Annotated in this window: 25 protein-coding genes; 21 read left to right on the top strand and 4 right to left on the bottom strand. The window is 33.7% G+C overall.

The annotated features are described in order from the left end of the window. Positions 1–13: 13 nt before the first annotated feature. The gene (locus BW932_RS04590; protein WP_076385831.1) at positions 14–697 is read right to left on the bottom strand and encodes a YggS family pyridoxal phosphate-dependent enzyme; all 684 of its coding nucleotides are present in this window, start codon (positions 695–697) and stop codon (positions 14–16) included. A gap of 178 nt (positions 698–875) precedes the next feature. On the opposite strand from BW932_RS04590, the gene BW932_RS04585 reads away from it, so the two are divergent. The 4 genes from BW932_RS04585 to BW932_RS04570 are packed head-to-tail and all read left to right on the top strand — an operon-like array spanning position 876 to position 3,377. Next, positions 876–1,283, top strand: a complete 408-nt coding sequence (locus BW932_RS04585) for a hypothetical protein (protein WP_076385829.1) — start codon at positions 876–878, stop codon at positions 1,281–1,283. 7 nt (positions 1,284–1,290) lie between these two features. Beyond that, entirely contained in the window at positions 1,291–1,944 is a 654-nt protein-coding gene (locus BW932_RS04580; protein ID WP_076385827.1) for a hypothetical protein, read from the top strand. Between the two features lie 26 nt (positions 1,945–1,970). Beyond that, positions 1,971–2,726, top strand: coding sequence for a sensor histidine kinase (locus BW932_RS04575; protein ID WP_159436418.1), 756 nt, complete (start codon positions 1,971–1,973; stop codon positions 2,724–2,726). A gap of 6 nt (positions 2,727–2,732) precedes the next feature. Next, the gene (locus BW932_RS04570; RefSeq protein WP_076385823.1) at positions 2,733–3,377 is read left to right on the top strand and encodes a response regulator transcription factor; all 645 of its coding nucleotides are present in this window, start codon (positions 2,733–2,735) and stop codon (positions 3,375–3,377) included. Positions 3,378–3,562: 185 nt separating this feature from the next. On the opposite strand, the gene BW932_RS04565 is transcribed toward BW932_RS04570, so the two are convergent. After that, entirely contained in the window at positions 3,563–4,243 is a 681-nt protein-coding gene (locus BW932_RS04565; protein ID WP_076385821.1) for an SIR2 family NAD-dependent protein deacylase, read from the bottom strand. A 95-nt stretch (positions 4,244–4,338) separates the two neighbouring features. On the opposite strand from BW932_RS04565, the gene BW932_RS04560 reads away from it, so the two are divergent. The 6 genes from BW932_RS04560 to BW932_RS04535 all read left to right on the top strand — a co-directional run bounded on the left by BW932_RS04560 (position 4,339) and on the right by BW932_RS04535 (position 11,443). Continuing rightward, positions 4,339–4,878 carry a GNAT family N-acetyltransferase gene (locus tag BW932_RS04560; protein ID WP_076385819.1) on the top strand — a complete coding sequence of 180 codons (540 nt, stop codon included), beginning with the start codon at positions 4,339–4,341 and terminating at the stop codon, positions 4,876–4,878. A gap of 52 nt (positions 4,879–4,930) precedes the next feature. Then, complete coding sequence (gene gpmI / locus BW932_RS04555) at positions 4,931–6,460, top strand: 2,3-bisphosphoglycerate-independent phosphoglycerate mutase (RefSeq protein ID WP_076385817.1); 1,530 nt, start codon at positions 4,931–4,933, stop codon at positions 6,458–6,460. A 207-nt stretch (positions 6,461–6,667) separates the two neighbouring features. Beyond that, a complete protein-coding gene (locus BW932_RS04550) occupies positions 6,668–8,026 on the top strand; it encodes a sensor histidine kinase (RefSeq protein WP_076385815.1) in 1,359 nt (452 codons plus the stop codon). 64 nt (positions 8,027–8,090) lie between these two features. After that, a complete protein-coding gene (locus BW932_RS04545; protein ID WP_076385813.1) occupies positions 8,091–8,750 on the top strand; it encodes a response regulator in 660 nt (219 codons plus the stop codon). A gap of 92 nt (positions 8,751–8,842) precedes the next feature. After that, positions 8,843–10,789, top strand: a complete 1,947-nt coding sequence (locus BW932_RS04540; protein WP_076385810.1) for a tetratricopeptide repeat-containing sensor histidine kinase — start codon at positions 8,843–8,845, stop codon at positions 10,787–10,789. Further along, on the top strand, positions 10,790–11,443 hold the full coding sequence (locus tag BW932_RS04535) for a LuxR C-terminal-related transcriptional regulator (RefSeq protein WP_076385808.1): 654 nt from the start codon (positions 10,790–10,792) through the stop codon (positions 11,441–11,443). It begins immediately after the preceding gene. A gap of 106 nt (positions 11,444–11,549) precedes the next feature. Here BW932_RS04535 and BW932_RS04530 read toward each other — a convergent pair whose 3' ends face one another. Next, positions 11,550–12,896 carry an IS5 family transposase gene (locus tag BW932_RS04530; RefSeq protein WP_076385807.1) on the bottom strand — a complete coding sequence of 449 codons (1,347 nt, stop codon included), beginning with the start codon at positions 12,894–12,896 and terminating at the stop codon, positions 11,550–11,552. A gap of 218 nt (positions 12,897–13,114) precedes the next feature. On the opposite strand from BW932_RS04530, the gene BW932_RS04525 reads away from it, so the two are divergent. From BW932_RS04525 to BW932_RS04475, 11 genes are all read left to right on the top strand, one after another. Beyond that, on the top strand, positions 13,115–15,022 hold the full coding sequence (locus BW932_RS04525; RefSeq protein WP_076385805.1) for a hypothetical protein: 1,908 nt from the start codon (positions 13,115–13,117) through the stop codon (positions 15,020–15,022). Between the two features lie 327 nt (positions 15,023–15,349). Continuing rightward, positions 15,350–16,327 (top strand): acyl-ACP desaturase, encoded by a 978-nt coding sequence (locus tag BW932_RS04520; protein ID WP_076385803.1) that lies wholly within the window; start codon positions 15,350–15,352, stop codon positions 16,325–16,327. A 93-nt stretch (positions 16,328–16,420) separates the two neighbouring features. Further along, positions 16,421–16,852 carry a BT0820 family HAD-type phosphatase gene (locus BW932_RS04515; protein WP_076385801.1) on the top strand — a complete coding sequence of 144 codons (432 nt, stop codon included), beginning with the start codon at positions 16,421–16,423 and terminating at the stop codon, positions 16,850–16,852. A gap of 111 nt (positions 16,853–16,963) precedes the next feature. Then, positions 16,964–17,773 carry a type I methionyl aminopeptidase gene (gene map, locus BW932_RS04510; RefSeq protein ID WP_076385799.1) on the top strand — a complete coding sequence of 270 codons (810 nt, stop codon included), beginning with the start codon at positions 16,964–16,966 and terminating at the stop codon, positions 17,771–17,773. Continuing rightward, a complete protein-coding gene (locus tag BW932_RS04505; RefSeq protein ID WP_076385797.1) occupies positions 17,773–18,540 on the top strand; it encodes a class I SAM-dependent methyltransferase in 768 nt (255 codons plus the stop codon). The genes map and BW932_RS04505 overlap by 1 nt, the downstream gene beginning before the upstream one ends. 5 nt (positions 18,541–18,545) lie before the next feature. Further along, complete coding sequence (locus BW932_RS04500) at positions 18,546–19,319, top strand: SGNH/GDSL hydrolase family protein (protein ID WP_076385795.1); 774 nt, start codon at positions 18,546–18,548, stop codon at positions 19,317–19,319. Positions 19,320–19,454: 135 nt separating this feature from the next. After that, positions 19,455–20,330 carry a GTPase Era gene (gene era, locus BW932_RS04495; protein ID WP_076385793.1) on the top strand — a complete coding sequence of 292 codons (876 nt, stop codon included), beginning with the start codon at positions 19,455–19,457 and terminating at the stop codon, positions 20,328–20,330. 63 nt (positions 20,331–20,393) lie between these two features. Further along, a complete protein-coding gene (locus BW932_RS04490; RefSeq protein WP_076385791.1) occupies positions 20,394–20,822 on the top strand; it encodes a DoxX family protein in 429 nt (142 codons plus the stop codon). Between the two features lie 342 nt (positions 20,823–21,164). Continuing rightward, the gene (locus tag BW932_RS04485; protein WP_076385789.1) at positions 21,165–21,677 is read left to right on the top strand and encodes a hypothetical protein; all 513 of its coding nucleotides are present in this window, start codon (positions 21,165–21,167) and stop codon (positions 21,675–21,677) included. 134 nt (positions 21,678–21,811) lie between these two features. After that, entirely contained in the window at positions 21,812–22,567 is a 756-nt protein-coding gene (locus BW932_RS04480; RefSeq protein WP_076385787.1) for an NUDIX hydrolase, read from the top strand. A 118-nt stretch (positions 22,568–22,685) separates the two neighbouring features. After that, a complete protein-coding gene (locus BW932_RS04475) occupies positions 22,686–23,867 on the top strand; it encodes an acyl-CoA dehydrogenase family protein (RefSeq protein ID WP_076385785.1) in 1,182 nt (393 codons plus the stop codon). A gap of 84 nt (positions 23,868–23,951) precedes the next feature. Here BW932_RS04475 and BW932_RS04470 read toward each other — a convergent pair whose 3' ends face one another. Continuing rightward, a complete protein-coding gene (locus BW932_RS04470) occupies positions 23,952–26,678 on the bottom strand; it encodes a PD-(D/E)XK nuclease family protein (protein WP_076385783.1) in 2,727 nt (908 codons plus the stop codon). Positions 26,679–26,754: the final 76 nt, after the last annotated feature.

Here is a 26,754-nt window from a genome sequence, read left to right as displayed (position 1 = left end):
ATACCTTCAAATACTATAAATTATAGTTTCGGTGCCCAAAAATGGCGGAACCAACGCGAACAGAATTTGCGCCACATTCGATGGCTACAGGATAATCATCACTCATCCCCATCGATAAAGTTTCTAGTTTTCTTTGAAATGACAATTTATCAAAAATTTGCTTTAAATAAGTAAATTCTTTCTTCACTTGATCTTTATCTTCTGTAAACGTGGCCATTCCCATTAAACCGGTCACTTCAATATTGGGAAATTTTCCGTTCAAATAATTGCTGAAAATTTCTTTGGCTTCATGAATTTCGAGTCCAAATTTTGTTTCTTCTTCTGCAATTTTTAGCTGAAGCAAAACTTTAATTTTTCGGTTGTTTTTTTCGGCTTGTCGGTCGATTTCTTCTAACAGTTTTTCAGAATCTACACTTTGAATGGTATCGATGAATGGTGCGATATATTTCACTTTGTTTTTTTGCAAATGACCAATCAAATGCCACTGTATATCTTTGGGCAAAATCGCTTGCTTTTCTACCAATTCTTGTACTTTATTTTCGCCGAAAACTTTTTGTCCTTGATCATAAATATGTTGAACAATAGACGCAGGATGAGTTTTAGAAACTGCAACTAGCTGAACTGATGCTGGTAATTCCGAGGCTATTTTTTTATAATTACGTGTTATTTCCGAAAATTGGGTCAGATCGTTATTCATATTATTCTTCTAAAAGGACTTTCGCACATTAATCTTGAAAATTACCAATTTTAATGATGAATTACAAATTTTTAAAAAGAAAAGAGAAATCTTTTTTAAATTTTTCAATTTTAGGGTGATTTAACCCTATTTTGTAATCCTTATTAATGATACATTTGTTTAAACTAAAAAAAAAAACATGAGCAATTTAGAAAAGCACCTAATGAGTCCCGATCAAAGTATTATTCTAGCAGAGGAATACATGAGAACTAATTATGTCGAAATCAATAGCAGAAGACCTGCATCTAAACCGGATTCAAAAACGTATAGTATTGATTTAGAGGTGCTAAAAGAATATCTAAAACTCATTGATGAGGAAATGGAAAAAAGAGGAATTACAAACAAAGGAGTTCGGGTGACGCTTGGGAAATATCCCGAAAACCTGAAAGATCCGAAACTTAACCCAGAATATCTAGGTTATCAAATGATATTTTTTTCTCCAACAGATTTAGATGAAAACCAAAATAAGAGCATCAATAAGGAAGGATCCCCAAAATCAGATGAGATCCCAGATTTGAATTATATGAATGTAACACCACCTTTTTAAGATTGCAATGGTTTGGAATAGAGAAATAGCCGGATCTTTTGTTGCTTTTCTGATGGTCATTTGTTTATTGCTTTTAGTAGTAAAACGAAGACAGTTAGAGAAGGGAAGTTCTTATTTTATTGCAGCACTTACAATTTTAACATTTATTGAAATTTTTTGCACTGTACAGCGTTTTTTTGATAAAACTTTTAATTCTTCAATTTTATACGTCATCGGAATTAATTTCTTTGTGTTTCTGCTGTTTTTGCTCTATTTTCAGAGTATTCTCCTTTCGAAGAAGCTGAAAAAGATTAATTTTTCATTGATTGTTTTATTTCTACTGAATTATTTGGTCTCAGCAATGGTTTTTGAGAACTTCTTTACAATATTTCCCTTTTTCAGTTATTTTCTGGAAGTGGTTTTATTGTCGGGAAGTATTTTTTTAGTCATGTCACAGACATTTAATTCGGATAAAATTTTGGGATTAGGTCACTATTTTCCTTTCTGGGTTTGCATCAGTTTGCTCGTCACTTATTTAGGAGTTTTACCGCTGCTTGTTATCAGTTATACTGCAACCAATTTGATTAACCTTAATATATTTTTTGTATTATTATTCCTGGTAAATGTAGCGGGATATACCATTTTGCTTTTGGGTATTTTAAAGGCGAAAAGAGATATTTAATTTTTTGAGTGATGAAATTTTCTGAAATGGATTTCTTACTTATTCTAACCACTTTCATGATTTTGTTAGTGGTTTTGATGATGGTAGCAATCTATAGCGTTTTTATCAAAAAAAAATCACAATTAATTTTATTACAAAAAATAAAAGAAGCTACCTTTGAACAAGAACTTGCAAATTCACAGGTGGAGATCAAAGAACAGACCTTAAATTATATTGGACAAGAACTTCACGATGATTTGGGCCAGAAACTTTCGGTCGCAAGATTGATGACCAATAAATTATCATATTCTACCGAAAGCGATAATAAAATAATTGCAAATGAGATCAACCTTTTAATCGGGGAGTGCATTCAGGATATTAGAAATATATCGAAAGTTTTCATAACCAAGCAAGTAGAACATTTTGGTTTTATTGAATCTTTGGAACGCGAAATTTTTAGAATTCAAAGATTTCAGCTCCTGGAAGTTCATTATGATATTAATAATCGGGACTTAGAGATCAACTCCAGTCATGCGCTTATTTTATTCAGGATTATACAGGAATGTATCAATAATGTCATCAAGCATTCTAGGTCGAAATGCATTGAATTAATTGTGTTTGATGATCAAGATCGAATCAACTTTAAAATTAACGATACAGGAATCGGATTTAATATGGATAGAGTAAACAACGGAAGCGGTCTAAAAAACTTGATCAGTCGTGCAAAAGTGATCAATGCTAAATTTGAGATCAATTCTTCTGAAAAAATAGGTACAAAGGTTTTGATTACCTATAACAAATAAAAAACCATGGAAACGATAAAAATTGCAATTGTAGATGATCATAAGTTAGTTTCGAAAGCACTTGAAAATTTAATCTCTTTTAATGTAAATTTTAAAGTAACGATGAACTGCTTCAATGGTCAGGATTTTATGGATCAGTTGAGAACCACAACAGATCATCCCGATGTTGTTTTAATGGATATTAATATGCCCATTAAAAACGGAATCGAAGCAACACAAGAAGTTTCGAAGGAATTTCCCAACATAAAAGTTATTGCACTGACCATGGAAGATAACGAAACTACAATAATAAGAATGCTCAAAGCGGGCGCGAAAGGTTATTTGCTGAAAGATATGTCGCCGGATATCTTATTTGATGCCATTGATATTGTACATAAACAAGGCACTTTTTATACTGATTTATTAACCCAAAGTTTGCTAAAAATAAAAACAGAAGAGAAGCTTGTACAAAATTTAAATGATTCCTTTAAGAGTCGCGAGTTGGAGTTCATTAAACTATCATGCTCCGAACTAACTTATCGAGAAATTGCAGACCAAATGAGTTTGAGTCCCAGAACAATAGACGGTTATCGGGACTCTGTTTTTATAAAATTGAATGTTAAAACGAGAGTAGGTGTTGTATTATTTGCCATTAGAAATAATATTATTTGAAAAAAGGGTGTTTTCACCCTTGTTTCACCTCAAATAATAGTATAGTTTTGCAGTACACAATTCACAAATGATGAAAAGAGAAGGCCGGTTTTTTAACCGGTTTTTTCATTTCAATAAGCTGCTGTATAGGTTTGATCGTACTTGCAATTGCACCAGTTCAATCAAAAGTGCTCCCAAAAAAGTTCCTACTTCAACAAAATTTCGATTAATTTTCGCATTCCATCAGTAGCAGAAGTTTTAAGAAAATGATCTGCCGCCACAAAATTTTGGTCAAGATTCGGATCAATCACAAAAACTTCACAATGATCGGGAATAAACTGAATTAAACTTGCCGCTGGATAAACCTGCATCGATGTTCCAATAACCAGAAAAATATCCGCAGTTTCTGCAATTTTCACCGCTTGATCCATTTCTGGAACCATCTCGCCAAACCATACAATATGAGGACGCAATTGAACTCCCTTAGAATTAAGGTCACCCAAATTCAAATCGTTTTCCCAAACAATTGTTTCACTTTCAGAATCTATTGGCCGCGCTTTTTTCAGCTCACCATGCAAATGGATAATCCTCGATGATCCTCCTCGCTCATGTAAATCGTCTACATTTTGCGTAATGATATGCACCTCGAAATACTCTTCAAGTTTTGCTAAGAGCAGATGTGCCTCATTGGGCTTCACTTCTTGCAACTGTTTTCTTCTTGCATTATAAAAATCCAAAACCATTTGCGGGTTTCTTTGAAAACCTTCGGGACTTGCAACATCTTCGATGCGATGGTTTTCCCACAAACCGTTAGAATCTCTGAAAGTTTTAACACCGCTTTCTGCCGAAATTCCCGCTCCAGAAAGCACAACCAGTTTTTTGATCATCTTAATTTTTTTTAAAATTACACAAAATAAATTTCAATTTTTGAAGAATCATTTCAAGAAATCTTAAGTAAATTTGTTCAATAAAAAAATATCAAATGCAAGATTTGCAAGAAGATTTTACTTTAAGGAGCGCACAGATTTCAGACCAGAAAATCATCTGGGAAATTCTAAAACAAGCAGTTCAACGACGCAAAGAAGACGGCAGCAATCAGTGGCAAGATGGTTATCCTAATGCGGAAACACCATTAATCGACATTCAGAATAAAGTAGGATTCGTCTTAGAACTGAAAAATGAAATTGTGGGTTATTCTGCAATTATTTTTGATGGTGAGGAGGCTTATGAAAATATAGAGGGAAAATGGTTGAGCAACGGAAATTACGCAGTGATCCATCGGGTCGCAATCTCGGAAAAGTTTTTAGGTAAAGGAATCGCTACCGCCTTATTTCTAAAAATTGAAGAATTTGTTAAAGCCAAACAAATCTTCAGTATTAAAGTTGACACCAATTTCGATAATATTCAAATGCTAAAAATTCTCGATCGACTACAATACTCGTATTGCGGCGAAGTACATTTTCGAGGAAGTCCTAGAAAAGCGTTTGAAAAAATTTTAACTTCTGAAATTCAAAAGCCATAATCTAGGAAAATAGCGCATTATTCATTAAATTTGTACTATAAAATTTAAAAAAATGTCAAAAAAAGCAATCTTGGCTATTCTCGACGGATGGGGAATTGGCACTGATTCAAAAGTCTCTGCAATCGATCAAGCAAATACTCCTTTTATCGATTCATGTTATCAGAATTTTCCCCATACAACACTTGAAGCAAGCGGTATTGCGGTAGGATTACCCTTTGGTCAGATGGGAAATTCTGAAGTTGGACATATGAATTTGGGAGCTGGACGTGTGGTTTACCAAAATCTTGTAAAACTTAACATTGCTGTAGAAAACGCCACTTTAGGAAAAGAAAACGTGATTACCGCAGCATTTGATTATGCTTTAAAAAACAAGAAAAATATTCACTTCATTGGTTTGCTTTCTGATGGCGGTGTACATTCGCACATCAATCACCTCAAAGGACTTTTGACTGCCGCGCATGAAAATGGATTACAAGATCATGTTTATGTTCACGCTTTTACCGATGGTCGAGATTGTGATCCTCATTCTGGGGAAGGATGCATAAAAGAAATTCTTGATCACATGGCAACAACTACCGGAAAATTAGCAACAGTTGTCGGAAGATACTATGCGATGGACCGGGACAAAAGATGGGAACGTGTAAAATTGGCGTATGATGCAATGGTAAATGGTGTGGGTGAACAAACTCACGATATTTTATCATCCATTACAAAAGCTTACGAAAATGGAATCACAGACGAATTTCTTAAGCCAATGATTTGCCTGAAAGAGAGCAATTTACCCGTGGCCAAGATCGAAAATGATGACGTGGTTTTCTGCTTTAATTTCAGAACTGACCGTGGACGCGAAATTACAGAAGTTCTATCGCAGCATGATTTACCAGATTATGGGATGCATCATCTTAATCTGTATTATGTGACAATGACGAATTACGATAAAAATTTCAAAAATGTAAAAGTCGTTTTCGACGAAGAAGTTCTCCATCAAACAATGGGTGAAATTCTGGAAAAAAATGGAAAAACTCAAATCAGAGTCGCGGAAACAGAAAAATATCCACACGTAACTTTTTTCTTTTCGGGTGGCCAAGAAGCGCAGTTCGTAGGAGAAAGAAGGCTACTTTGTCCAAGTCCGAAAGACGTTCCAACGTACGATTTCAAGCCTGAAATGGCAGCTTATGATATTACAGAAAAAATTCTTCCAGAAATTGAAAACGAAAGTGCAGATTTTATTTGTCTGAATTTTGCAAATACCGATATGGTAGGACACACCGGCGTTTTTTCCGCTGCAGTACAGGCCGCAGAAGTTGTAGATAAGTGTATCAGTAAAGTTGCTAATGCAGCCTACGAACATGGTTATGCTGTTTTCATTTTAGCGGATCACGGTAATTCGGATGTGATGATCAACCCAGATGGAACTCCCAATACGCAACATTCTACCAATCTTGTTCCTTTAATTGTAATGGATAAAGATCAGACCTGGAATCTAAAACCCGGAAAATTAGGTGATGTTGCTCCATCAATTTTAAAAGTGATGGGAATTGAAATTCCTGAAATAATGACAGGTGAAGTTTTGGTCAGCTAAAAATAAACCTTTACTATGTTTTCAAGGGATGATTTAAATTCTTTTTTCCAACGCAGACGTAATTCGGATTTTTAGTGGTTTAAAATTGGGCGTTAAAAAATTCAGTATTTTTTTCCTGAGCTCATTCATTTTTCGCTATAATTTGTTAATTTTAATTCTTTATTATTAGGTAATAAAGAATTATTTTTTTTACTAAAAATCCTCATTATGAATTATAAAGATCCTGTCGTATTAATTCTGAACATAACGGTCATTTTAGTTCTCATTCTTTTAATTCTGCCAACTTTACTCAATAAAAAAGAAAAAATGCGGGTTCGCATTTCTTTTTCTGTCATCTTTTTAATAGTTATTGTTAATTGCACCGGAAATCTGCTCATTTTCTACTTCGAAAACTACCATTTACTCGGATTACATTTCGCCTTAATGGGTGTTCCTTTTCTTTTTGGTCCGGCCATTTATTTCTATGTTACAGAGATCAATGACACTCATATAAAGAATGTTGTACCCCACATCATAATACCGATAATTGCTTTTTTGGGAGGAATTCTCTATAATTTTTGTTCACCGGAAGAAAAAATAAGTATCATGAAGCAAATGGCAGCTGGGTCGTATTTGCCTTATAATAGTGTTAATACAGCGGTAATAATTATTCCTCTTTATTATTTTGTAAAGTCAAAAATATGGCTGAAAAAATTTCATCTTAACCCAAATGATCCCTTTTATGTACAGAAAAGAATTCGAAAAAATTGGGCGAATGAATTTCTTAATTACATGATTTTCAGTTTATTTTCCTTTTTAATTATTGCCACTATAGCGACTTATCTGTTCCATGTTCCACAAATGTATCTCGATTTGATAGGAATGCCGATCTATTTTCCATTTATCTATTCGGTGGTTGCAGTGCGAAATAATATGATTTCTAAAGAATTGGAGATGAATTACGTTTTGGCAAAATCTGAAAATGATAAAAAACTTAATGAGCAGAGAATCGACATCTCCCGCGATTTACACGATAATATCGGTGCTTATGCAAACAGTCTTATTGCAAAAATTGATCACATTTCTACTTCCGATAAACAACTCAATAGCAATCAAATCAAAGATTTAAAGGCAAATGCAGAAAATATTTTGAGTTTACTGCGACAGACAATTTGGGTACTCAATAATGATAAAATTGCCGCAGAATCATCTTTTGATTATGTAAAACAATATGCGCTAAATATTTTTAAAAACACCAATATAAAGGTCTCTTTTGAAGAAAATATTGTGAACAATAAAATTCTGAGCACAACAGAAGCGAGTAATATTTTTCGAATTATACAGGAAGCTTGCCAAAATATTATGAAACATTCACACGCAAACAAAGTGAAAATAAGTATTATCAGTACCGATTATTTTGAAATTAGCGTTGAAGACAATGGAGTAGGTTTTACAAAAAATAATGCTGTTGACTCCTATGGACTAAATAATATGGAGGAACGCTCACGAAATATAGGGATGTTTTTTACAATTGAAAATTTAAAGGGCAACGGAACTAAAATAACAGTTACAGATTCTCCCAAATAATTACGCATTTTTGCGTATGTTTTTTTTTGAATCTTTTTAATATTTTTGAAAAAAGCGAACGACCATGAAAATTGGAATTGTCGAAGACCATTTTATCAACCGCAAAATCATCAAGGAAAAAATACTTCCCTATGAAGATATTCATATTGTCATTGAAGCAGAAAATGGGAATAATTTTTTCGATTTAATGAAAAACTTGCGCAAAGAAGACTATCCGCAAGTTGTACTTATTGATTTAGAAATGCCTGTATTGGATGGGATTTCAACCATTTCGCTTTCTTCCATTCGGTATCCTTCCATTAAATTTATCGTTTTGACGATCTATGAAGATAATGACAAAATTTTCGACGCCATAAAAGCAGGCGCAAGTGGATATCTCCTCAAAGAAGACAAAGCCATAAATATTGTCGACGCCATTGCCAATGTAATTGAATATGATGGAATCCCAATGAGTCCCGCAATCGCAAGAAGAGCAATGAAATTACTAAGCGGTATCACACAAAATAACAACACCCTCGAAAAAATCGAAGATTACCAGTTGAGTTCCCGTGAAATTCAGATCTTAAAAGAAATTGTAGGAGGCAATAATCCCGCAGATGTTGCTGAGAAATTATTTATCAGTCCCAATACGGTGAGAACTCACGTGAATAATATTTACAAAAAGCTTCACCTGAATTCCCGAGCGCAAGTAATCAGTTTAGCACACAAGAATAACTGGATTTAATCGCAAACATTCTCCCGTATTTATAATTACGTATAATTACGTATTGCACGAAACTATTGTAATAATGATTTTTGATAAAAATCACACTTTTTATGTTACCCTCCAAAAATCAACTTTTGAGAGTACTTTTCATACTCACTTTTCACATTTCGTTCCAAGTGGCGAAAGCACAGAATCTACAAGAAGTAATTACCAATTTAAAAGCAGAATTAACCAAAAATCCTGACGATAAAAAACGAGCGTCTATTTACGCTGATCTCACTTGGTACTATGCAAGTGTATCTGTAGATTCTGCATTGCAATATGGAAAGAAAGCAATTGCTGTTACCGAAAATGTAAAAGATTCTACCCTTTTATCTCAAATATATAGTGATTTGGGAGCCGTCCATTTCCGAAATAACGATTTTAAAAATTCAGAAAAAAATTATCTTAAATCGTATCAAATCCGGAAACAACAAAACAATGTGGCAGGAATTGCAAAACTCAATAACAATTTGGCTTCGGTATATCAAAGTACATATCAGTATAAAAAAGCGATGAAAATGTATTTGGAAGCCCTCCATTTTTTTGAAAGCAAAGCGGATTATAAAAACATCAACACCACAAAAGCTAATATAGGATTGCTTTTCGTCGATTTAAAAGATAACAACAACGCCATCAAATATTTAACTGAAGCGATTGCCTTTTTTGAAAAGCAAACTCAAACCGTAGAGTTCGACAATAAATTATGCGAAAATTATTTGAATCTCGGTAAAGCATTTCAATTGAAAAAGGACTATGCAAATGCGGAAATATATTACAATAAAAGTGCTGCAATCTGCAATAAAGTCGGGAACAAACAAGGTTATGCTTTCTCCAACAGAAATTTGGGAAATCTTAATACCCTTTTAAAAAAGGATTCTGCAGCTGCCCAAAATCTCGAAATTTCGAAAGTGACAAGAAAAGAATTAAACTCAAAAATAGATTCGGAAAGCAATGATATAGATATTGCGCAAAATTTGATTGTTCAGGAAAAATTTGAAGAAGCTAAAAAAATTCTTCTCAATATTTTGCCCGTTTTTGAAAAAGAAAATTCCAAAGAAAATTTACTTTCTACGTATAAATTGCTTACCAATATTTACCATCACAGTAATCAAACCGATAGTTCCGATCTTTTCTTTGAAAAATATATTTCGCTTGATAATGATTTGGTCAACACCAATGTCTTCAAAGACACCGCTGAAATGGAAAAAAAATATCAAAGTCTCAACAAAGACAATGAGATTTTGTCACAAAAATCCAAGATTTTCAAAAAAAATGTGATGGTTTTTTCTTTGCTAGGACTGATTTTAATGGGATTAATCTACTACAAAAGTTATCAGAACAAACAGAAAATACAACTCCAAAAAGAAATTCTACATCAGCAAGATTTAGCGACAAAAGCAGTAATGAATGCAGAAGATAATGAGCGAAAAAGAATGGCAACTCACCTTCACGATGGGATTGGGCAATTGCTCACCGCAGCAAATATGAACATGAGCGTTTTGGATGATTACAAAGAAGATGAACACAATTTTGCTAATGTTTTACACAAAACACAGGATATTTTGATGGAAGCAATGGCAGATGTTCGAACACTTTCTCATCAGATCATGCCAAATATGCTCATTAAAAATAGTCTCTCCGACGCACTTCGGGATTTAATTTCAAAAACAAATTCACCAAAACTTCAAATCGATTTGAAGATGGAAGGTTTAAAAAATGATTTAAATCAAAACATTCAGGTGGTGATGTACCGCGTTATTCAAGAATGCATCAACAATACCATAAAACACGCAAAAGCAAATAGGGTAGAAATCTCTCTCATTCAAAGCAATACTATGATTGAGGCGATTTTTAAAGATGATGGCGTAGGTTTTAATCCCTTAAAAATAAGTTCCAAAAACGATGGTTTAGGATTAGATAACATCAAATCACGAATTGATATATTGAAGGGAGATCTAAAAATTAAGAGCGCCGAAGGACAAGGAACTTCAATTGTAATGAAAATCCCAATATAGATGGAAAACACACTCGACATCGTAATTATCGACGACCACAATATTATTATTGAAGGTCTTGAAATGCTTTTAGGTTTCGAAAAAAATGTAAAAATTCTAAAAACATATAACGATGCCTATGATTTTTTAGGCGATTTAAGAGGGCAGAAGTTAATGCCAAAAATACTTTTAGTCGATTTAATGATGCCAACAATTAACGGACTGGAAGCTTCTAAAATAATTAAAAAAGAATTTCCCGAAATTAAAATCATCGTTCTTTCTATGAATTGTGAACCAAAAGTAATCTATGAATTGATAGAAAAAATCGGAGTCGAAGGATATCTTTCTAAAAAAATAAACAGAACCGAATTGTACAGTGCTTTAAATGATGTAAGCAAAGGATATATCCATCTTTCTGAAGAAGCATTGCAGGCATTAAATTGCTTCCGGGAAAAAATTATTGCATATCCTGAAATAAAGCTTTCTTGCCGCGAAAAAGAAATTGTTGATTTGATGATCAATGGTTTTTCTAACAAAGAAATAGCCGCCAAACTTTTTATCAGCGAAAATACGGTCGAAACACACCGTAAAAATATTTATAGAAAAACAGAGGCACATTCGATCACCAAACTTATACAAATGGTGCATGATCTTAATCTGTTGGAAACTATTTAGTCCAAAAAAAAATCCCTTTGAAAAGAGAATACTGAAGAATATAAATCGGGTGCACTTCACCAAAACCATGAAACTCATATCTAAAACCTCATTATTTAGTCGTTCCTTAACAAAACCCACTATTTAATTTATTTTTAAAAACAGGATTAGAAAACAGCATAATTTGTATCTTACAAAATAAGAAAATAATTTTCTGTTTCAGTAGTTCCATCATTTTCTTCATGTTCCAGGCGGTTGCAGCTAGTAATGCATTGATTTGTGGTCCCGTTTCTCCCATGAAGTAATTTTTTGCCAGCCTAAAATCGGTTTTTAAATGTCCGATGATAGGTTCTATTGCCGCTCTGGTTCTAAATTTTTTGCGCTTTGTCTGCTTTTGATAAGCAGTGTCTTTTTTTCTTGGAGTGCTTGGGATGGAGATTTTCACGCCCTTTATTTCTGATTTTCCTCTGCCACCTCTATCGTAAACGAGTTCTTTTGGGAGCTTTTGACCACCGGTTTCCATCTGTTCCAAAAGTGGTTCTATGGTGTGACCATCGTAAGGAGTTTGCAAAAATGCTTTAATCCCGAGAATGATTTTCTTGCCTTTGTTGGCGGTGGTTATCAAACCTACCTTATTCCCAAATTCATACTGGCTATGCGCTTTTCCTTTGGCAATACATCGGGTAAAAGGCTTGTGAATGCTGTAAATTTTATCGGCATCGTTTCTTTTTTGTGTGACAACCTTGGTGTACAATGTCATTAAATCTTTATAAAATTCTTGCTGTTCTGCATTAAAATTCCGCTGCAATTCACGAATCAGTCTCATGGCGATGGTTTTGAGCTGTCTTTGAGATTTCCTTGCCGCTTTTGCCCGCTTGGGATGTTTTCCGTTGTAGGTGTTGCGCACCATTTGTTTGCTGACTTTTGTGTAGCGTTGTCTTTGTTTTATGCCTTCATTTCCGGCTATTTTGTTGCAATAATCGATCACTTTTTTGCACAATTTTGCATCGGTAGGAAAAGAGGTATTATTCTCCTGAACGGTAGTATCGGACAAAACAAAATTTGAGGTGTTCGTCTTGGCATCGTGCATTCTTACGCTGTAGGCAAAGATTTTTTCGATACCTTTTTCGCCAATTCTTTTTCGGAAATGAACAAAATTACTCGGGTCACAAGGAAATTCGTGTTCAAAGAAAACCCTACCACAAAAATACTGCATATAAGGATTCATGATCCAGGCTTTTTCCAACGTCTCATCGCCCAAATTATACAAATGTTTCAGTAGCAAACAACCCACCATAAACCGAATCGGATGGCTCGGATTGCCCACTTTGGAATACAAGGGCGAAAATTCTTTCTCAAAATAATTCCAATCTATTTTTTCTGAAAGTAGAACAAGTTCATGCTCGTGGTCAATAAAATCCACCAACATTGGGCGGAATAATTCTGGCTTCTTTTCTGGATTTTTCCCCAACATATTTGCAAGGTTTTAAAGCTCTAAGATACAAATTCTTGCAATAAAAAACAAGCTATTTTAAACCCAAAATACTAATAATCAGTAAATTATAGGTGGTTTAAGGACAGACTATTTATTTTTGAGGTTTTATTATTGATTTGAAAATACCCAATTCAGGGTAGACATTATTTTCGGCGATCAAATAATTTTACATCTGTAGAACAAAAATCACTTAAACAATGAAACTCAAAAAATCACTTTTTGCAATCTGCATCTTCAGTTGCACAGCAATTACCGCACAACAAGCAGGATTCAATGTCCTCGAAAAAGATTACGATATTTCTCGAAAAGCCAAAAAAGGATACCTCGGTGGAATAGAAGGGAAAGACAATGGAACTTTTGACATGATCTATTTTTTGCCATCATCCAAAAAAAAGGTTAAAATAGAAACTTACTCTTTTGATAAAGAGGCAAATTTAGTCAATACTGTAAAGGACGAGTGGGAAATAGAAAAAGCCAGAAAACGCTACAAAGGTCTTACTTATAAGGGAGATTTACTGATCAACAAAGCAATTTCTGTAAGTTCAAACATGATGGGTAAAATGGTTTACAAAAACCGAGAAGTTACCGCAAAATACAATTGGCTTGCTGGTGGATATGTTAAGAAAGTAAAAATGCTCGATAAGCAGAAACTCGTCAATGAAAATGGAGACGAATACCTTTTCGGTGGAGCTTATGAAGTGGAAAAAGACAGCGCCATATTGGTAATTGGATATCCTTATAGCAAAGAAAAAGCAGATTTTTCTAAAATGGATCTTCTAAAAGTAAACAATGACGGCAAAATCACAAATTTAGAATCCATCAACACTACGTATCAATTAAGACCTGTTTTTTCAAAACCTCTTTTAGATGATGACAGCAAAAACATCGAGAATGATGATCTGCCACGAGATTGGATTCACATTATGTCTCCAGCAAAAGGAACCGCCGGAACACCGAATGAGATGACTTATTTCCGTATTTCACCTGAAGGAAAAATTAAAGAAAATTTCAAATTTGTAGCACCAACTTCGGGATATCGAATCATTAATGCTTACGAAAAAAATGGGGAAGTTATTTTGTATGGATTAGGAATTAAAAAGGACGGCAAATCTACCGAAGAGATTCTAGGTTCCGTTGTTGCTGCAACCAGTATGGACAATGAAGAAATTGAACAAACCAAAGGAGGTTCCTCTGCTGCTGAAAATATAATTGGCAAAGTAAGCGGTTTAGGAGGACTTATCAGTGCTGCAAAAAAAACAGTGAATGTGGTTTCGGGGAAAGAAGAAATGATGCCAAGTCAAGACGCACTTGATGCGATAATGGATGAAAAAAAATACACCGATTTTATCGTTTGTAAAATGTCTGGTGGAAAAGCGGTCTTTGTAAATGCAACACCAATCACAGAATTGAATCAAAAAGCAGTCGCTGGTCTAGATATGAAAAAGCCCTTAGAATTTGATGGAAAGAAATTTAAAACCAATAATTTCCAGATTTTAAACGATGGTTCTATGCTTCTAAGTTTTCAGGACTTCAAAAAAAACAACAGTCGTGGTGGTGGAAATAAATTTTTAAATACATTGGCAGGAGTTCAGACCAGCTCTTCAGGAAAAAGTTACGACAGAATCTACCAAGGTTTGTATATGCTGCATTTCAGTCCAGATGGGCATCTTAATAAAAATTATACCGTTTTATTAGATCAAAAGAATAAAAAAGGATTCTTCAATAATTCACCCATGACCGCAGATAATTTTTCCGCCACAAGTTATATCATCCAAAGTAAAGACGGAAAATCAGTCAATTGGATTATGGAAATGGTGAAAGCGATTGATGTTGATACTGATTTTAGCAGCATGATGAATTTCAATGGCACTACAACTAATACAACTACAACCAGTTATGCGCCTTTCTACAGCATCGAATATGGAAAACTGGATTTACAATCGGGTATTTCTTCAGAATTTAGAACTTTGGGCGATCTGGAAAAGAAAAAATATTACCTCTATGAAAAATACAACCGAATTCAACTGGGCGATTACACCTATTTCTTCAGCGAAACTCCAAAAGGTGATCGGGTATTGATTTCCAGAATAGACCTCAATCAATAATCTTTACAAAAAAATGTGATTTCCGCACTCGATCTAGAATGAGTTTATCATGATTTTTCGGGTGTGGTTTTTATGTAATCGTGTTCAATTCTACCATTAAAAGAATGATTTCAGTTTTTAAATATGCTTTCCAGATTATTATGAATGGCGGAGCAATGTAATTCTAAAAACTTTTTTTTAATGATCACTAATACACAAAAAAATTATCGATTCTAAAACAAATGATGGAGCAAAAATTCATCGGGAAAACTTTTCCTGATGATTTTTTTTCCTTTTATGCACCGAATAATAATTTGATTATATTTGTTCTCATAAAAAGAAAAGAACATGTACAATAAATTAGTAAGATTAGAAGTGATGCGAAATCTGGGAAAAGAAGTAAATGATTTCATTTCATCCTACCTTACTCCAGTAGAAAAAATATGGCAACCAACAGATTTCCTGCCTGATTCAGCTTCCTCCGAATTTAAGTATGAAGTAGAAGAACTTCAGACTTTTGCAAGAGAAATGGATTATGATCTCTTTGTAACCTTAATTGGGGACTGTATCACAGAAGAAGCATTGCCTACTTATGAATCTTGGTTAATGGGAATCGACGGCGTAAACCAGGAAGAAAGTTCAGGATGGGCAAAATGGATTAGAAATTGGACCGCCGAAGAAAACAGACATGGTGATTTACTCAACAAATATCTCTATCTCTGCGGTAGAGTTAATATGCGAGAAGTAGAAATTACAACCCAGTATTTAATTCAAGACGGTTTGGATATCGGTACAACAATGGATCCGTATCGAAATTTTATATACACGAGTTTTCAGGAAACCGCCACCAATGTTTCCCATAGAAGAGTGGGAACTTTGGCCAAACAAAGCGGAAACGTGAAATTAGCCAAAATGTGTGGAGTGATTGCTGCAGACGAAGCCCGTCACGCAAAAGCATACAAACATTTCGTTACCAGAATTTTTGAAGTAGATCCCTCAGAAATGATGATCGCTTTCGAAGATATGATGCGTAAAAAAATTGTTATGCCTGCACATTTAATGCGGGAATCTGGCCAAAAAGCAGGTGAAATTTGGGCACATTTTTCAGATGCAGCTCAAAGAGCGATGGTTTACACAGGTCACGATTATATCAACATTTTAAGTGAACTTCTTAGCGACTGGAAAATTGAACATATTTCAGGTTTAAACGAAAAAGCCGAAAAAGCTCAAGAATATTTAATGAAACTTCCAGGTAGATTACAGAAAATTACAGACCGAATTGCAACTCCTGATTTAGATCATCAATTTAAATGGATTAAATCTTAATTTTAAATAAGTTTAAATAATAATTTCAGAGTGGTTGATGTTTTCACCCACTCTTTTATTTTCTTATCTTTGCAAAAACCAAAAATCACTTAGATGAAAAGCAATAAAAAATTAGCCATTGATTTTGATGGGACTGTTGTAGATGATGCCTATCCAGGAATCGGCAAACCAAAAACGTTCGCTTTCGAGACTTTAAAAAAACTTCAATCAGAAGGTTATCGATTAATTCTTTGGACCTATCGTCATGGTAAAGCATTAGATGAAGCAATAGAATTTTGCAAAAAAAACGGGGTAGAATTTTATGCCGTCAATTCAAGTTTTGAAGGTGAAATTTTTGATCATGCAGAAGCTTCCCGAAAAATTGATGCAGATTTGTTTATTGATGATCGAAATTTAGGAGGTTTTCCTGGATGGGGAGAAATCTATAATATCATCAATGACAAAATAGAATTTCGCGTAGAAGGCAAAGAAGTTTTGGCCTATTCTAAAATGAAAAAAGATAAAAAGAAAGGACTTTTTTGGTAGAAAAGTATAATTGTACAATGCACAACGTACTTTATTAAAAAAGGAATAATATTTAATTATAATAACACACAGTGTACATTGTACATTGTACTTTATACAATAGTATAGAAATTGATACATTTAAAAACATTAGAAGAACTTCGGTTAATGCGCGAAAGTGCCCAATTAGTTTCTAAAACTTTGGGAATGATTGCGAAAGAAATAAAACCAGGAGTAACCACATTACATTTAGATAATTTAGGGGGCGAATTTATTCGTGATCACGGTGGAGAACCTGCTTTCCTTGGAATGTATGGTTTCCCTAAAAACCTATGTATTTCTCCAAATTCCGAAGTTGTACACGGCATTCCCAACGATAAACCTTTAAAAGAAGGCGATATACTTTCCGTTGATTGCGGTGTTTATATGAATGGTTTTTATGGCGATCATGCCTATTCATTTGAAGTTGGAGAAGTAGCTCCAGAAACCAAAAAATTATTGCAAATCACGAAAGAATCTTTATACAAAGGAATCGAACAATGTGTGCGTGGAAAAAGAGTAGGAGATATCTCGAATGCGATTCAAGAATATTGTGAAAAACACGGTTATGGCGTCGTTCGAGAATTGGTAGGTCACGGTTTAGGTCGTAAAATGCACGAAGATCCTCAAGTTCCCAATTACGGAAGAAAAGGAAGCGGAAAGGTTTTAAAAGACGGCATCGTTCTCGCCATCGAACCTATGGTAAATTTGGGAACTGAAAAAGTGAAATTTCATGATGATGGTTGGACGGTGACTTCGCTCGATAATTCGCCTTCTGCACACTTCGAACACGATGTTTGTATCATCAATGGAAAACCTGTTTTGCTTTCTACTTACCAATATATTTATGAAGCTTTAGGAATTGTGAGTGATGAAGAAAAACCATTTACGCTGGATTTTTAATGAAAACCCTCACCAAATTCCTTTTAAATAAAATACCAAGACCTTTACTCATCAAAGTCAGCATTTTGGCGCGTCCATTAATTGTACTTTTTTTTAAAGGCACTCGGTTTACAGATCCCATCGATGGGAAATCATACCGGAAATTTCTTCCGTATGGTTATGGAAAACAGCGCGAAAACGCCTTATCTCCGGGAACATTGAGTCTTGAACGGCACCGACAAATGTGGCTGTACTTACAAAATGAAACCGATTTTTTTACGAATAAACACAAAGTTCTTCACATTGCTCCCGAACAGGAATTTCTCAGAAAATTCAAAAAGATGAAAAATCTCGACTATATTTCTGCCGATTTATATTCACCAATTGTTGATGTAAAAGCAGATATTTTAGATTTACCTTTTGAAGACGAAAGTTTCGATATCGTTTTCTGCAATCATGTTTTAGAACATATTGTAGATGACAAAAAAGCGATGAGCGAACTTTTTCGGGTCATGAAAAAAGGCGGTTGGGGAATTCTGCAAGTTCCTATGAAAAATTCTTTAGAAAAAACATACGAAGATTTTACCATCACAGATCCAAAAGAAAAACAAAAACATTTCGGGCAATACGACCACGTTCGTTGGTACGGAATGGACTATTTCGAAAGATTACAAAGCGTTGGTTTTGATATAGATATCAATTTTTATTCAAGAAAATTCTCAAGTGATTTGCGGAAAAAATTTGCCTTAATGGAAAACGAGATTTTACCTGTTGTTTTTAAAAAATAAATGAAATGACCACCAATTATGTTCTCCATTTATTCAAATCAATTCCATTATTGCCTTTTATTTATTTCCAAGGAAAAAGAATCAAAAGAGAAATTCAAATTTTGCCAGAAGCAAAGAATCCCGAAGGATTCATCGATATCAATTCCGATAAAAATTTGAAAATTTTATTTATTGGTGAAAGTTCTTTTGCCGGAGTTGGCGTAGAACAGCACAAAAATAGTTTTGCGGGGCATTTTTCAACGGTATTGAGCGAACAATTAAATCACAATATCAATTGGAAAGTTTATGCGAAAACGGGTTATAATGTTCACAAAATTCAAAAAAGAATAATTCCTTTAATCATTGAAACAACATGCGATCTTTTAGTGATAGGAATCGGTGGGAATGATACGTTTGAATTGAATCAACCTAAAAAATGGCGCCAAAGTATTCAACTTCTTATTGATGATTTACGGAAAAAATTTCCTGAAACACCAATATTATTTGCGCAATTACCGACCATTGAAGCATTTCCTGCCTTTCCAAAAGAAATGAAATTTGTTTTAGGAAATCACAAAGATATTTTAGCTCAACACCTTAAAAAACAAGTTTTGAATAATGAAAATGTCTATTTTCCGACTGAAAAAATAAATGTTAAAGAATGGCTCGGAAAACTCGAAGAAGGACAAACCGTTTCAGAGTTTTTCAGCGATGGTATTCATCCGTCAGAATTTTGTTATGAATTGTGGGCAAAAGATAGTGTCACCTTTTTAAATCAGTCAAAAATACATTTTACTTAAAGCATTATTTTGCCATTGTAAAAATTTCCCCCTTAATATAATTTTAGTTTTAGTGGTCAAACAATGTTTTACTACCTTTGTAGCGATTTCGAATATTCGAAGTCTCTTAATTTTTAATTACTTCAATAAAAAAGAATGCACAAAGCAGGTTTTGTAAATATAGTAGGCAAACCAAACGCCGGAAAATCAACACTCCTTAATCAACTGATGGGAGAGAAGTTAGCAATTGTTACCCAAAAAGCACAGACAACCAGACACCGAATTTTCGGGATCTATAATGAAGAAGATTTACAGATCGTTTTTTCTGATACTCCCGGAGTTTTGGATCCGAAATATGGATTACAGGAAAAAATGATGGATTATGTGAAAGATTCTTTGCAAGATGCAGATGTTTTCCTTTTCATTGTTGATATTTTAGATCGTACAGAACCATTTGAATATTTGGTTGATAAACTGAATAAAATCCCTGTACCAGTGTTAATTTTAGTCAATAAAATCGACGAGTCGAATCAGCAAGATTTAGAAAAAACGATGGAGTTGTGGCACGAAAGAATTCCGAAAGCGGAAATTCTACCCATTTCAGCATTGAAAGGATTTAATACTGATGTTATTTTACCCAAATTGAAATCTTTATTACCCGAAAATCCGCCATACTACGACAAAGATCAATACACCGACAAACCAGAAAGGTTTTTTGTAAACGAAGCGATTAGAGAGAAAATTTTATTAAACTACGAAAAAGAAGTTCCTTATTCCGTAGAAGTTGTTACCGAAGTTTTCAATGAAAAAGAAGGAATTATTTTTATCGATTCGGTCATTTATGTAGAGCGAGATACTCAAAAAGGGATTATTATCGGTCATAAAGGAGATGCGATAAAAAAAGTAGGAACAGAGGCGAGAATAGATTTAGAAAAATTTTTCTCGAAAAAAATCCACTTAAACTTATTCGTAAAAGTGAAAAAAGATTGGCGGAAAAATGACAGAGATTTAAAAAATTTCGGATATAGTTAAATTAAATTATTGCTAAATTCGATTATGACTAGGATTTTTATTAAATTTGGTTAAATTTTTTTCATGAATTATTTTACTTCCACGAAAAGCAATCCTGTAATTACTGATTTTTTTCTTCTTGTAGTTAGGATTTTTATAGGTTTTGCAATGCTTTCTCACGGATTCCCAAAACTTCAGCAATTGATTTCAGGTGAAGAAATTCAGTTTTTTGATTTTCTTTCTTTAGGACCAAAAATTACTTTGGCATTAGTTGTTTTTGCAGAATTTGTATGTTCAATATTTTTAATATTAGGACTTTTTACAAGAATTGCAGTATTCTTTTTGATAGTAACAATGGCCGTTGCAGGATTATTCGTTCATGGTGCAGATCCTTTTTCAAAACGAGAAGCAAGTTTGCTATATCTAAGTGTATACTTGTTAATAATTTCTTTGGGACCAGGAAAATTTTCAGTAGATCAAATGATCAGCAAAAGACGAGAATCTCGCTGGTAAATTTAAATAGAAAAAAAAAAAAAATGCAGTTCTAAATGGAGCTGTATTTTTTTTGAAAAATATCCATGTTCTTTAAAAATAGTTTCTGATAAGTAATATTGAGATTAACAGGTTTGTAAAACATATTCAATTTAACATAATATAAATTATAGGACTTTTTTATAATACGTAAACTTAACTAAAAATCGTATCCTTTGTCTGCTCAATACGCTTTCTGACAAAGTGTTCAATTCCTGTATTCCAGTGATGATCAGTAATCCGATTTGAAAATAATACCCAAACATCAAAACATATTTTCGCCGAAATATTCTTAAATTTACAACAATCAAAAATCTAAACCCTATGAAAAAATACCTATTACCAATTGTCGCATTATTTTTTATGCACAGTTGCGAAAAAAAAATTGCAGAGAATACGCTTACAAAAAATCAAAATGATTCCGTCGTAGTTGTTCCAGAAAATGCTGAACCTATCGAATCTTCAACCCAACAAACCTGCTATTTTGGTGTTACAGGAAAAGATTCTGTTTATGTTTCACTCGATGATAATTTGGGTACCATCACCGGAAAAATGCGTTATAAAAATTCTGAAAAAGACAGTTCATTTGGTGATATTGTAGGAACTCAAAATGGTGATACATTAAAATTAAACTATTCATTTCAATCCGAAGGAATGAACTCCGAGCGCGAAATTTTCTTCCTGAAGAAAAAAAATCACTTAACTGAAGGAATTGGCAATCACAAAATGGAAGGCAACAAAGATTTATACGAAAATTCTGCAAAACTCAAATTTGATGGTTCCATTTTAAAACAAGTGGATTGTAAAGATTTTGAGAAAAATTTCCAGGAAAAGTAAAAATAACTGTATTCGATAATGCTCTTAAATATTTTCTAAATTAAAGCAATTTTAATGATTAATTGCATTAAATATTGATAACTTTCACTACTTTAGACTCATCAATTTTTTAAAAGTTTTAATAATTCCTCCGCATGAAGTTCGACGATTCTAAAAATAAACAAAACTTGCAGGAACTCTTGGATACCAGAGATTTCGTACCGCACATCTCTGTAGATTGTGTCATATTTGGTTTCCATAAAGGGATTATGAAAGTTTTGCTCCTTAAATATCATGATCTCGATTTGTGCTCTTTACCTGGTGGATTTGTTTTTAATGATGAAGATTTACATGACGCGGCGGTTCGTGTTTTGTACGAGCGAACGCACCTTTCAAATATTTTTTTGAAACAGTTTCAAGCCTTTGGAGATCGAAACAGAACTGAAAATAATGCACATCGGGTTTTACTTGCCAGTAAACATATTGAAGTACCAAAAGATCACTGGACTTTTCAAAGGTTCATTACAGTTGGCTATTGCAGCCTCATTGATTTTTCTTTGGTAGGAAGCTTTCCCAATACTATTATTGAAGAATGCAAATGGTTTGAAGTAAATGATTTACCAAAAATGGCTTTTGACCACGAGGAAATTATAAAGCAAGGATTAGAATTTATCCGTAGAAATATTGATACGCAAATTGTCGCGAGCAGTTTATTGCCGGAAAAGTTTACCATGAAAGAGTTACAAACCGTTTACGAAATCGTACTCGGCGAAAAATTTAGAAGAAATAATTTTCAGCGCAAAATTTTAGCCTTAAATTCCCTTGAAAGATTAGAAAAATTATTCGATGGTTCCGCAAACAAAGCTCCTTACTTGTATAAATTTGCAGATAAAAAATTGAATGATATCTAAATATTGGTTTCATTTCATAGAATTTTTCTCAGTCATTATTGTAATTAAATTTCTAAGGAAATAGCCCAAAAATTTCCTCAGCTTTCTGAAAAATCTTAAATTTAGCAAAATCTTAAATATGTCTTATTATCCGCTTACAACCCTACCCGATTATTTTTTAATGGATGAACTTTTAACCGATGAACACAAACTTATTCGTCAATCGGTAAGAGATTGGGTAGAAAGTTTTGTGATGCCAAAAATAGATGATGCAGCACAAAATCATACCGATATTCCAAACCTGATGAAAGAATTAGGGAAAATTGGAGCTTTAGGTCCTTATATTCCCGAAGAATATGGAGGTTCTGGTTTAGATCAAATCTCATACGGACTCATTATGCAAGAACTTGAACGTGGAGATTCTGCAGTTCGTTCCGCAGCTTCTGTACAAAGTTCCTTGGTTATGTTTCCTATCAATGAGTTCGGTTCTGAGGAACAAAAAAGAAAATTTCTTCCTCAATTAGCTTCCGGTGAAATGATTGGCGCATTTGGCTTAACTGAACCTAATCATGGTTCAGATCCAGGTTCTATGGAAACGCATTTCGAAGACAAAGGCGATCACTATTTGTTGAATGGTGCAAAAATGTGGATTACAAATGCTCCTCTTTGTGATATTGCCGTTGTTTGGGGTAAAAATGAAGAAGGAAAAATTCAAGGATTAATTGTAGAAAGAGCTTTCGAAGGTTTTACGACTCCCGAAACACACAATAAATGGAGTCTTCGTGCTTCCAAAACCGGGGAATTGGTTTTCAATAACGTAAAGGTTCCGAAAGAAAATTTGTTACCCAATGTTACCGGTCTTAAAGGACCATTATCTTGCTTAAATTCTGCACGTTATGGAATTTCTTGGGGTGTAATCGGCGCTGCAGTAGATTGCTACTGTACAGCATTACAATATTCCAAAGAAAGAAAACAATTTGGAAAACCTATTGGAGGATTCCAGTTGCAACAGAAAAAATTAGCAGAATTTTTAACTGAAATTACAAAAGCACAATTACTGTGTCTTCAATTAGGAAGGTTGAAAAATGACCATAAAGCAACGCCTGCACAAATTTCGATGGCGAAAAGAAATAACGTTAAAATGGCGATAGACATTGCAAGAGAATCCCGTCAAATTCTTGGTGGAATGGGAATCATGGGAGAATTCCCGATGATGCGCCACGCTGCAAATCTAGAATCTGTCATCACTTACGAAGGAACGCATGATGTTCATTTGTTGATCACAGGAATGGATATTACCGGAATTAATGCTTTCGGATAATTTAAAAAACCAGTCAAAATAAAAAGAAAACCTTCAAAAATTTGAAGGTTTTTTTGGTCTAAATAAAATTGAAATCAGTGGTAATTACCAAGTCGCGCGCTCTTCTTCTGCAAAATCTTTATCGGGATCTAAAATTTCCAGAATTAAATTTTTTATAGATTTCATAGGAGTTTCTAAAAGGTTCAGCGATATTTCCTGATCTGCAAAAATCTGTAGATTTTGAACTCCTTTGTTCACTTCCGCAAAACTCCAGATTCCGCATTCAACAAAATTGGCGGGAATTGTATTTTCTTTTAGAACTGAATAAGCATAAATACACAACTGCATCGCCTGTTTATAGTCATCGCGGAAAAAAAGCTGCTCTAATTTTTCCAAATCTTCCGGTTTTTTTGGAGCAGAAATCGCAAGATTTTTGGTTTTAGCAGTTTTAAAATCAATAATTCTTAAATTTCCGTTCAGCCGATCAACTCGGTCAATAAATCCATAAAAAGAAACTTTGTCTACCTTCGCTTCGTCCAGATAAAAATCAATCCCTTCAAAATTTCCTTCTACACTTAAAATTTCAAGAGAATTTCCATTTTCCACCAAATTCTTATCATACTCCAAAACATTGCGCACTACCCTTTCTGCAATTGATTTATGGATAAAATTCATTCCTTTTGCATAGAATTCAACTTGATGTTTCAACTGTTCAATCGCTCCATTGATGGCTTCAAGAACTTCTTCATTTGAAAGATCTAAATCTTTAGCAGTCAATTTTTTACCGATGAATTTTTCGTAAATATTTTGAAGCGCATAATGCACTAAATTTCCATAACTTCTTTGGGAAAGTTCTTCTTCAATTTCACTTGTTTCGCGCGTATTTAAAATTTTGGTGAGGTAAAAATCAATCGGATTGTAGAGATAAGAAGTCAAATGAGACGCTGAAACCCTGCTTTTCCACGCTTCTAATTTCTCCAGGACTTTTGGTGTTTTTTGAATTTGAATGAGTTCCTGTTGAATAGGATCTGAGGTATTTTCAATAATGATATTTTCAATCTGATGGTATGAATCTTCAATTTCCATTTGCGTAATAAAACGACTTTTTTCACCGGTATTTACCCCCGAATTTAAAGCATTAAAAAGCAAGTGAACATTGGATGAATCCTGAATTAAGCGGTAAAAATGATAAGCATAAATACTATCGTTTTCCAAGAAAGTGTGCAATTCAAAATGTTGGCGAACATCAAAAGGAAGATACGTATTTTGCGAATTTCCGAGTGGTAATTTACCTTCATTGGTAGAAAGCAAGATGATGTTTTCAAAGTTTAAAAGACGGGTTTCCAAAAGTCCCATTACTTGCAAACCTTGCAATGGTTCTCCTTGAAAATCAATTGATTCTGAATTTACAAGCTGATTGATCAAAACTTCCAGTGTTTCCATTTTAATTTCAAAGGAATAGGGGGAAATTTGATTTTTAATGATTTTAAAACTTTGTTCGAAGTGCGTGATGTTTTCAAATAAAATATCATCTAATTCTCTGAATTTCAATTCATAACAAAATTTAATCAACAAATTTAAAAAATCATTAATGGAAGTTGCTTTCTTAAAAATATCAAAATAAGAAAGTTCCGAAAGAAATTCTGTAAACTGCTTTTTCGAAATATAAACGATGTTTCTTTCTTCAATATTCAATTTAAAATTGGCAATAATTTGCTGATCAATGTCGGAATTTGGAAGTTCCTCTAAAACCGACAATACATCATTGTAATAATACGAAGAGTCTTTTTTCTCCAGTTGTTTTTGAAGATAAAAAAGCTGCTTCATCGCATTACTGAAAGCCAAATTTTTCAGCGGAAATCCCATCGTAATGTTGAGATATTGCACTGCATTCATCGCATCTAAACTTGCAGGAAGCAAATTTTCGTCAAGTAAAACGACTGCCGTTTTTGAAAGATTGTGGTCATTGATTTCTTTGAAAATTTCCGGTAAAACTTTTGTTTGAGTAATATTGCCGGAAACTTCATATACTTTAATTTTTTTCGGCTGTGCGAAATCATTTTCAATCCAATGAAAAGGTCTTTTCTCGGTAAACTCTTTCCAGGTTTTATGACTGCGCAGAAATTTTCCGGCTTCTTGTTTTTCATCATCGAAATAATAAGAGTCTGCCTGAAAAAAACATTGTGCTTTGTCCCACTGCAAAAGACTTTTTATCAATTTTTCTTCGACCGGAGTAAATGCATTAAAACCACAAAAAACAAATTTCTGTTCGGTTTTTATCGCGAAATCTTCAATTTTATTTTTTGCAGCTTCATGAATCATGCCCGAAGTTGCCCAGTTTTTTTCGGTAAGTTTTTGTTTTAAAATGGGAAGAAAAACATTCATCTTCTGCCAGAAATTTAAAAACTTTCGGCGTGGAATATCTTCGGAATCTCCTAAGTTTTCTGACCAGTTTTTAATCCTTTCCTCATCGAACATGTATTCCAAAACCGCTTTGTCGCTTTCTGAAAATTTCAAAATATCGTCCCAATCTTTCAGTAAAGTGGGAAACCATTTCAGAAAATTCGAAAAATCTTCGGCTGGATGAAGTTCCTGATAAATCTGAAAAGCAAAAAGCCATAAAGAAATTCCCTGAACAGGCTGTTTTCCAGATAAATCTGAAATTAAATCTTCTACGGTAAAAAAGTTCGGCAGAAAACCTGAATACTCTTTTTCCCGCAATATTTGTTTGATGAATACAATGGGTCTTTTGCCGGGAAGCACGATATTAAATCCTGATAAATCAGCGTTTTGATTGATGAGTTCGGTAATTATTTTTTGGAGAAATTTCATATCAAAAGGTAAAAATGAAAAATAAGAAAATTAAAACAAAAAACCTCAGAAAAATAAGATTTTCCCGAGGTTTTAT

The sequence above is a fragment of the Kaistella chaponensis genome, from assembly GCF_900156725.1.
Lineage (GTDB): Bacteria > Bacteroidota > Bacteroidia > Flavobacteriales > Weeksellaceae > Kaistella > Kaistella chaponensis.
This window is presented reverse-complemented; position numbering and strand designations above follow the sequence as displayed.